A 252-nucleotide genomic window follows, 5' to 3' on the forward strand; every position below is an offset into this window, starting at 1 on the left:
GCGGAGGCGAGGTTCGCCAGGAAGAGCGACAAGATCAGCGTGTAGACGATCTCCGCGTGATCGGTGAAAAGCCTCGGCCCCGGCACGAGACCATGAATGGTCAATCCGCCGAGGAAGACCGCGGTGACGGCGTTGCCCGGGATGCCGAGCGTCAGCGCCGGCACGAGCGAACCGCCGGTGACGGCGTTGTTGGCCGCCTCGGGTGCGGCGACGCCCTCGATTTCACCCTTGCCGAAGGCTTCCGGCGTCTTG

The 252-nt window shown here is 67.1% G+C and carries 1 protein-coding gene; it reads right to left on the reverse strand.

What is annotated here, in order from left to right:
* Nucleotides 1-252, reverse strand: a 252-nt coding sequence (locus CH341_RS32975) for a tripartite tricarboxylate transporter permease (RefSeq protein WP_146604811.1), incomplete at both ends; no start/stop codon positions are given.

It is taken from the genome of Rhodoplanes roseus (assembly GCF_003258865.1).
In the GTDB taxonomy this organism is placed as follows: Bacteria; Pseudomonadota; Alphaproteobacteria; order Rhizobiales; family Xanthobacteraceae; genus Rhodoplanes; species Rhodoplanes roseus.